Origin of the sequence: Bradyrhizobium sp. SZCCHNR1051 (assembly GCF_032489615.1) — a bacterium.
Taxonomy (GTDB): domain Bacteria; phylum Pseudomonadota; class Alphaproteobacteria; order Rhizobiales; family Xanthobacteraceae; genus Bradyrhizobium.
Window position 1 is genome coordinate 23,531 of sequence record NZ_JAUEYJ010000014.1, and the last position, 9,718, is coordinate 33,248.

General features: G+C 60.1%; 1 protein-coding gene. It reads right to left on the reverse strand.

The features are described from left to right. Window positions 1-186: 186 nt before the first annotated feature. Window positions 187-9,588: a neuraminidase-like domain-containing protein gene (locus tag QW868_RS18190; RefSeq protein ID WP_316231122.1), complete on the reverse strand. Its 9,402-nt coding sequence runs from the start codon at window positions 9,586-9,588 to the stop codon at window positions 187-189. Window positions 9,589-9,718 lie beyond the last annotated feature (130 nt).

Here is a 9,718-nt window from a genome sequence, read left to right on the forward strand (position 1 = left end):
TCGCCGGCGCCGAGACTTGCGTGGTTCGGCGCCAACGGCAGCTCTCCGATACCAAGCCGACTGCCGACCTTGATGCCGGAGCGCACGACCCGCGCTGCCAGTGCCGATCCTTTCAATCGCCATGGCGTCCCCTCTTTCGTTTCTGCTCGACCCGATTGCCTGGTCGCCGACTTTTCCTCGCGGATATCATGGGAATTTCAATCTATATTCGATCATCAGGAAACACTCCTCGAACTCGTCGGGGTCGAGGTTCTTGTTGGGATCCGCCGTCTTGAAGATCCGGGTCGACCACGTCTCATTGGGATTGAAAACGTAGTCGAAGGTCTTCGTGGCATAACGGAATGTCGCGCCACCGTTCCTTCCGGGCAGGACGACCTGGCCGCCGAACAGCGGATTGATCTGCATCCTCATCTCGTCAGGCGATTTGGTTTGCGCGATCAGCGTCAAAGCCGTGATATCGACCTCGGCCCCGCTCGCCAGCATTCCGAAATACTCGTTGCCGAGCCGGAGCTTCAGGAACTGCGGATCCGTACCCGCAGGATGAATAAACGCATTCCACTCCGTCGCGAAGTCGCGACGCAGGTCGAGCAGCTGTCGCAAGGCCATGCCCGGAGCATTCGCACTCAACACGTCGCGAAGGTTGCCGATCGCGCCGATCTTGAGTTGACCGGCGTCTTCCCGCGCCGTGTAGTGGATGTGTAGGACGACGTCGGAAATCGTATTGTAATCGAACTGCCGCAGATTCCGGGCGGGCATCAGCTCGATCTGCCATGTGCTGATCGCGCCTGCGCCTTCGAACGGCAGGTAGCGCTCGTCGTGGAAGTTGAGCTCGAACATTCCGCTGTCGTTCTGTCCGCTACCGGTCGCGATGGCGTTCACGCGCACATGGCTTTCCCGGAATCGAACGTCGTCGGTCAAGACGCCGCCGTCATTGTTGTGAGCATAGCCGTCGCCGACCGACGGCGTTACCCGGATCATGTTCTTGATGAGGCGCAACGTGCATCCGACCGTCGTGTGCGGCCCGGCGGTGCAGGGAAGCGACAGGCTCACCGACTTGATGCGCCTGAAGTAGTGACCAGGGTAGTCGAGGTCCAGAAGTTCCTCCGGCACGTCGATCTGACAGGTACCCAGGTCCTTCAGCTTCAGCAAGGCCAGCGGATTCAACGCGGCAACGGAAACGTGCTTGGTACACTCGAATTCGCGCACGTTTCGGTCGAGATAGGCGCTTTCCAGCTGGCGCAACGCCAATTGCAGCTGCTCGCCGGCCTGCAAGCCGCTGCGCAGATTGTCCCAGTAACCGAACTGGATAATCGAAGTGTTGTCGACGCCGAGCTCGTACTGGAAACAACGTTCCGCCCGCTTCGCCAGGTCGTAGGCCAGCCGGTAACTCTGCCAGAAAGTCTGCGAAATCTGCGCGATCGTCCACTGGTAAAGGGCCTGGTTGGTGTACTTGCCGCGGAAGAACGCGTCGATCGCCTTGGCATTGTCGATTTGCAGGTCGTGATTGTCCAGTTCGCGTTGCGCATTGTCGAGCTGAACCTGCATTGCGGCAATCTGCCGGTCCATCTGCTCCAGTTCCTTGTTGGCCACGCTGACCTGGAATTGCCAATCGTCCATGCGCCGCTGATAGCCTGCCAGCACCGAGGCTATCATCGCGCTTTTGTCCATGATCGCCGCGACGTTGTACAACGCGCGCGCCGGCAGCTCGGCAGCCTTGGCGAAGCTCTGACCGCCCGTTTTGATGGTGACGTGGGGCGATCCGCCGAACCCCGATGCGCCGAGCTGAAAATCGGGAATGGCCGCGACGACGCCACCCAAATTGTCTGCAACGGTGCCCGCGGTATGCACGACGAGCGACGCCGTGTTGAGGGCCAGCGCTCCCGCCTCGGTCGGGTTGATGAAGGGTCGGCCCGCATAGTAGTCGCGCCGAACCGTCACCATCTCCTTGCTTTTTTGCAGACCCTCAAGCGACTGCTTGAGGCCGCCGATCTGCGCTTGCTTGACCGCGCGCGTCGCAGTCAGCAGCGCAACTTCCTGCCGCTGGCGCAACAGCGTAAGGGCCTCTGCATCTTTTTTCTCGAGCGCCGAGAGCAGTGACGATCCCAGTGCCTTGAGGTCGCCGACGAGTTCGTTGGCAGTACGCAACATCGCGGTGAAACGATAATTCGGGAGCGGAGCGTCGAGGCCCGCGACGACGTCGGCAAGGTTGGCGCCGCTGGCCAGGGCCTGAATCAGCAACGCCGGATCGATCGGCGGAGCAAACAAGGCGAGCTGACGGGACACGCCGTCCAGGTCCTTGCAATTCCGTATCTTGTGCAGGCGATCGGCGACAGTATCCCAATAGCCGAGCAGCTTGTCGTTGCCCGGAATGCTGAAGTAAAGCAGAGGCAGCGTCGGAAGAGGCGTCACATTTGTCCCGCCACCCGTGCCCGCCGGTGGAGGCGGAACAAGATTTTCCAGTTTGGCGATGGCATTGGATAACGCGTCGAGCCGCGGCTCAATCTCATTATAGGTCTCCGGCGCACGCGTCACTGCCGGGCGAATGGTGGTTGGACGCGGGCCCAGCAGTTCCGAGGCGAGCACGTAGAGCTGCGTCGCCGTATTCACCGACTCCATGGTGAATTTCCTGAACTGCTGGTCGCCCCAGGCGATCAGGTTGTCCAGATACTTCATCACCGTCAGTTTCTGATAGGCGACGGTCCGGTACTGGGCCACGATGTGCGGGTCGAGCGGATTGGCGCGCCATTCCTGCACATGGTTCCAGATCATCCGAACCATGGTGAGCGGCGGCGAAGGGTCGGGAATTCCGGGATTTTTGGCCAGCAGAGTCAGCAGGCTCTCGATACGCTCATCTATGTAGTCCTGGGCCATCGTGGAAAAAAACGGCTTGGCGATCCAGTATTTCTGCGGTGCCTGCGCTGTTAGCGGCTCATTTGTGTTCGGATCCCGCTTCGTCGGGTCCTTGTCGTGCCCGCCGGTTGGGTCGAAAATGTAGTGGAACCAGCGCATGGCATCCTCGAACTTCTGGTTCGCCGACAGACGCAACGCAATCATCAGAGGGATGAAGAAGAACAGCTCCCAATTGTACTCGGAATAGCTTTCGCCGGGATCGAAATTGGCGACGTCTTTTGGGTACGTCTTATCAGAGATGAGTGGCGAAACCGGACCGTACAGCTCGCTGAAATTCAGGTTGTTATCCTTGAACTGCGTCTCCCGGGACATCAACGCGTCAAGACCTCTGGGACTGTTGAGCTGCCGCATGAAGAAGCATGTCAGCGGGTGGTAGAACGCATGAAATTGGAAGTGCAGGGGCTCGAGATCCACCGGCCCTACGTAACGAACAAAGAAGGTCCGTAGCTTGTCGGCGTAGAACCAGTCGCCGCCCCCGCCCAACGTGACCGTATAGGCAGAGGGAGGAACCGTTGGCGCTGCACTTTCCAGTTTCTTCCGGTCCAGCGCAAACAAGTATTGTGGATAAGCGATCTTGAACTGATCGGGCGTAGTCGAAAGGATTGGTCCGCTGAACCCGACGTTGTTCGTCATCGCCAGCGGATTGGTGTCCGTTCTGGTCCCCTCGACGTTCTTCATGTAGAGCATTGCGTCATTGTCGAAGCGCGTGAGCTTCGGCGCGAACGTCAGATTTCCGGCATAAGGCTCCGGATAACCTTTGCAGCCGGCGAGCTCGAAAAGTCGGAGACTTGGCAGCCCTTCTTTGTCGTCTTGCTTGAACACCAGTAGCAGGATCGGCCCTTGCGCCAACGCGCCCTTGGAAACCGTGCTCAAGTCGAGCGGTACAATGACATACGGCTTGTCGTTGAAATCGTTATCATACGGTGCGCCCGCACTCACCGGTTCCTGCGAAACCTTCTTCGGTGACCATTTCCCACTGCGCAATTCAGTGACCGCAAGATAGACGTCCATTTTCTTTGTTGGTGTGGGCAGCTTGACGTCTTTATCCTGGTCCCTGGGATATCGCTGCGCCGGCTGCTCGCTTGGCGCCTCGCGAAACTCCGGCCACACCAGATGCAAGCGTTCGTTCGCCACCACAGGCACAAGGTAGTCGCTCTTGATATCGCACTCGACCTTCGCCCATGGCGTCCAGCGCCCGGGCTCCTGAGCGCTGATAAATTGGCGGTAATAGTAGACGTGCGGTTCCCTGCCCGGCGTACGGCCGAAGACATGCAACGTGGAGTTCGACTCCTGGAAATAGGTGCCGGCAACTTCGAGCTGGGCAATCTCGTCGAGGCCCGTGAGATAGTTGCGGAACGCCGTATCGACGCTGTCCTTGGTGATGTCGGAATGCAGGAGGTCGTCCTCCAGCTTCTGGAACAGCTCTGATTTATCGCGCCTCAATTCGGGCTCGGCGTAGTTCTCCGGATAAACGAACACCCGCCGGTTGGCTTCCCAGACCCGATACTCCTTCATCCAGTTCCATTGCCGCCAGGTCGAATCGTCATCCGTGCTAATACGAACGTTCGGCTCGAGCCCCATGAAGCAGCGCTGAACGAATAGCTGTGCGGAGTTTGTTGCCTGCACAATGCGCGACGTTTGCATGCATGCGCACATCTCGACGTCGATCAGGAAGTATGAATACAGGTCGTTTGCGTCGTTCCACTTTCCAGGAGGAGCGTCCGTCGGTGCCGGCTGCGCCAGCAGATAAGCGACCAGGCTGTCTCGCTTGCGTTGCCGCAGACCGTCCTGCACCGACTTGCTGATGTCGAGCCATTGCGTTTCCTCATACTTTCCGCGCAGCAACTGCTGAAGCGTTTGCGCGCTTGTGGCGTCGACACGCTTTCCGGCCAACGACATGGCGGCTGCGGCCGACGCGTTCATGCGGGTCATCAGGTCGAAACATCGCACAAGGTGTTCCCATGCTGCGACCTGCCGGTACTTCGCTGGATAGGCCTCAGCAAGACCGCCGGGCGCGGCAGTCAATGCCACGACGTCTGCGGCCGACCAGCCAGTCAACGCCGACATGTCACCGGCAAAAGCCGTGTTGGAATAACCGGTGTCAGGGAGCAGCCGGCCCAAAACATCGAACGGTGTCAGGCCGGGGGCGCTGAGCCCATGCTGCAGCTGAAATAACCGCGTCAGATCGAGCAGCGGAGCGATCGCCTTCATCCCGAGCTTGCCGGTATCTGCGATCAGCGGAAGCGCCTTGAGGTCGACAACACCGATCGTCGCGGCGTTGTCCGTAACGAATTCGACTTCGACGATATTGGGTTTCGATTTGCCCAGGATCAGCGCGACGCGGTGAAGCCACCGATATCCGGCGATCACATTCGGGAACGTTGCGGAAGATATCGCTGCGCTCGATGCGACGAACGCCTGGTCGATAAAATCGTCAAGCACGGGCCTGGCGTTGAAAAGCGTGGTCGTGGTCAGCAGGCGCCCGCCGACATCCGGTGCAACACCCACGGCCTGGCTCAGCCCCTGGATCGCCGCGGCGCGCGTCATGTGGACAGCGGTATACGCCGCGAGGCTCTTCGCGGCGGCGGCGACATCATCGCCGTCCCCGACCCAGTGCTGGTCCGGCAAGTCGCCGGAGCATGCGGCAAAGAGGGCGTCCACCGCAGCAGCGTAGGCCTGGTCGCCGGCGGCCAATCCCTTCAGCTGGCGCTGCTGGTCCGGATTCATCACACCGAAGAAGACGAGTTCGCCATCGTCGGCGTCGTAACTGACCTTGCTGGCAAAGGCGGGGGGCGACAGCTTGGAAAAGTCGGCACCGGCCGGCAATACCTTCAATGGCACGCGAAACTCCGGCCAAAAGAACTTCATCGCCACGTGCGTGCGCGTGAACATGCCATTGATGGCATCCTGGTACTTGGGCAGGCCAGTAATGGCGTTGAGCGAATTGTCTTGCAAAAGCTTGTCGCGCTGCGCAGCGGTCATGATGCCGGTGAACGTGATGCTTTTTGCTTTTGCGTCGTAACCGATCTGTCGAATTCCCAACGCATCGGGGAATCCTGCAAACGCATCCGGAATGGTATCGACCCTGATCTCAGGCTTGAGCAAAGCCGCAAGTTCATCGATGATCTTCGCATTCCATCCCAGCGCGAGTAGCTGCGCCGTGATGAGAGCGATGCAGCCTGCCGGATCGGTCGGAAGCGTTGCGGGATCGGTAACGGGAATCGCCTGCAGCGCCTTTCGTAACGGCGTCAGTGCGCCCGCAATTGTGGTCTCCGGTTGCGCTGCTTTTGCCGCGAAGTCCGCCGCGAGCAGATAGCTCAGTTCATCGACGGTGAAACCGAGCGTCTTGAACCGTTCGTTGAGCCTCAGGAACGAAAGTAGGTTCGCCGGTGAGCCGAACACGTCGGCTTGCACAAGATACAGCAGTCTCGCCCAATCGCTCCCCTTGATGTTCAGGAGCTTCATCAACAGGCTGTGCCGGTAAAGGAAGGAAAGATTGGAGAGACTCAACTTCCCGTCGATATAGGTCGAAGACGCGGCGGTCTGCGCCGCTGCCGACTTGTTGAGCTTGAGGAGCAGATTGAGATCGGCGTCGCTCACCCGCAGCGCCGCCATCACTGCACCGCCGTGGTCGGGAATGATCGCAGCCACGTTCGGCGGGGGTGGCGTAGAGTCAGCCTGTGTGACCAGCCCCATCGCGAATGCCGGGTCGGGCGTACGCGACACTCGCTTGTTCAGGAATAGCTGCTCGTAAAGCGAAGGCTCAGGCCGGCCGCCGGTGCCGGTAGCTTTCGCTCGCGTGTTGATACTGTCGAACAGCGCGCAGGCTTTCTCCACCTCCAGGTTGCCGAGCATTCGCCGGACTTGTGTGAAGGTGTGAAGTTTGCGGAGCAACTCATCATTGATTTGGCCGTTCCCGATCATGCGATTGCCGATCACCAGATCGACTTCCCACATTCGCCAGCCAAGCTTGCGCCACAAGCGAAGAAAGCGATGAATTCGGTCGAGAATGGTCTCGTCCAGCGGCTGGATAGACTTTGTGCTGGTGTCGCACGATGCATCCACCGGAACGATCGAGATTCGGCCGTCCGGATTGATGAATGTCAGACCCAAAAGCGTCTGCAATTCGTCGTACGACAATCGCGACTTCGCAAGGAAGGCATCCACGTGAGCGAGATTTTTTTTTGCGGAATCGTTGGTGGCCTCACCCCAATACTGAGACTGACTTGCGATATCGCTGGTGAAGATAAGCCCGGCCTCTTTTGGCGTAATGCCGAAGAATTCACCCGCCGTGTCGCTGTCATCCGACTGCGGCGCGCTGCTGCGGAAGGCCTCCATGACGGCAGAACGCTCGACACCGACCTTGGCGAGATATGCGCGCACTTCTTCGCTCGGAAGGTCGAATGGCAGCGTAAGTGGGTACGTCGCGTCGGATAGCTTTTGGTAGGCGGCTACGTTGACATATTCGGGATTGGCGGAAAGCTCGTCGCTGGTACCCGTCGTCTGGCGGAGCACTGATACCTGAAATGCGCCACTGACAAGCCGAACGCGCCATGCGCGATGACCGTCGCGCACCATGATCGCTCCCGAGCCGTCGGCGGCCGCAATCACCGCCTTGTTCGTGAGAGAGATCGAAGGTTCGCCGACTGAAAACGCAGTTCTGACGGTGTCATCCACGGCCCCCGGCACCAGATGGGCCGCAAGGCCGGCGCCGTGCAGCACCTTCCATGGCGCCACGCGCTCCTCCAGAACCTCGCACGCAAGGTCCACATAGGGCAGCATGGTATTGGCGTTCTCGCAGGTCAGCTGAATGTCGCCGATCTCCGGCCGCCTGGTCAGCAATATCGACTTGACGTCGGAATTGCCTATCTTGCGAGCTTTGAGATACATCAGGACGTCCGCCAGATAGGCCGCCGCGCTGAATACCGAGCTGCACTGATCGCACGTGCACGAGCCAAGATTGCCGAACAGACCTGCGAGATCCGGGAGCTTGTCGATCACGCTGGTGCCGGTGTTCAACGCGAATACCGCGTTGGCGCTGTCCAGCGCGTGCAGTTCGCCGGCGAGCGCGAGGGTCGCTGCGTGGGTATCGGTTGCGCTCTGAAAAACATCGGCCGCAGCGAACTCGGTGAAGCCGGGCTTGTCGGCAAACGTTTTGACGAAACTCTCCTGGCCCATTTGATGAATCTGCTGCGCCGAATGGAGGCCACTCGCCAGCAAGGTGTTTGCCGCGACCGGATTCGAAATCTTCAGAACCCGCTGGCTTGCCTTGAGCGCGTCGACGAAATCCGGATTCCCGGCTAGGGCCGCCGTGCTGGGGTGCACCCCATTCTTCAGGAACTGATCGACCGGTGTGGAGGTCAACTCGAAGCCGGGATTGCTGTCGAGAAACCGCACCAGCTCGGACGCGTGACCGGGACCGGTGTCGCCCTGATTTTTCGCCAGCTGCGCGGCAAACGCGGCGGTTGGGAAACGGCCATGGAATTGCGACACGAGAAAGTCGGCGTAATTAGCGCGCCTCTGCTCCGCCGTCTCACCGTCAATGAAGTCCGGCGTCTGCAATCCGAGCTTCTCCATGACACCGAGCCAATCGCCCGCCTGGTTGCGGGCCAGATTGCGCAGCGCATGCGGATGTCGCGCATCCACCTCGAGTTCCTTGACGGCAGCGGCGATGCCCAGATCGCCGCGCGCAATGTCGTACACAGCCAAATGCGTATTGAGCGCATGCAGTTCGCCGGTATCGACGATCTTGTTGTCATGCAGTTGATCGAGCGCATTCCTGTGGCTGTCCGCGTCCGCGAATGCTTCGATCACCGGGCCGTGCTTGTCCGCCGGGATGTCGGCAACGTGCAATATACGCCCGATGTGGCCAACTGGCGCGACGGCCGGGTCGAGCGACGCATCGGTCGCCGCGTCGGAGCCGGAAGCACCTGCGGACGCGATCACGGAATCACGGAACGCGTTTGACCATCGGGAACGCGTATCCTCTGATGTGGCGCCGAGCACGCCGCGCGCGAGCGCCTCGTTCAACCCCGTTGCGACGCTGCGCGGAGAAACCCGCAGCGCCCGCGCCATCGTCGCCTGGGCGGCGGCTTGCAGCGAAGGCCATCCGGACACCGGCGGCAGCGGCTGGCGCACGGCGGTGCGCAATAATGCGAACCAGAACTCTGCAGGGAGTCGGTCGGTGGCCAGCTTTTGCGCAATGGCGAAGTCGATGAGGCGATCGCGCCGGAGGCCCGACGCGCCGGCCAGGAAGGTGATGTCGCGGTGTTGGTCATTCTCCTCGAGCTCGCGCAGCGGCAGATGCTGCGTCTCCGTCAACGGCTGAACGAGCCGGACAATCCGGTCGAATTCCGGTTCATCCGGTTCCCGTTGCAGGTCGATATCGAAGACGAGCTGGTCGGGCGCATTGAATATGATGGACGACAAATACAGTGACGGCCCGGCCCGCGACGTCACCTCGATCGCCAGGTCCAGCCCCTGTCTCCGCGTTCCCTCCGGCAGTTCCCACTGATAGCGGATGACGTACTCGCCGATGTGGTCAGTACGGGCGCGACCCAATTCGCGACGCGTCCGCAGCTCTCGCGCATAGGCGATCACGTCGAGATCGCTCCCGGTAACACCGGAGGGCAGCTTCACGATGCCATGAATCGAGCAGTCCTGCTTCTTCGCAGCCATGGAACTTCCCCCTCGCTTGGCCATCGTGTATCAAATCCGGCTGCTTTAATTCGTCATGTCATCGGCTTTTCGACTCAGCTGAAATTGACGACCGCTTTGTCGAGAAATGCTGTCCTGGAGTACTCATGGC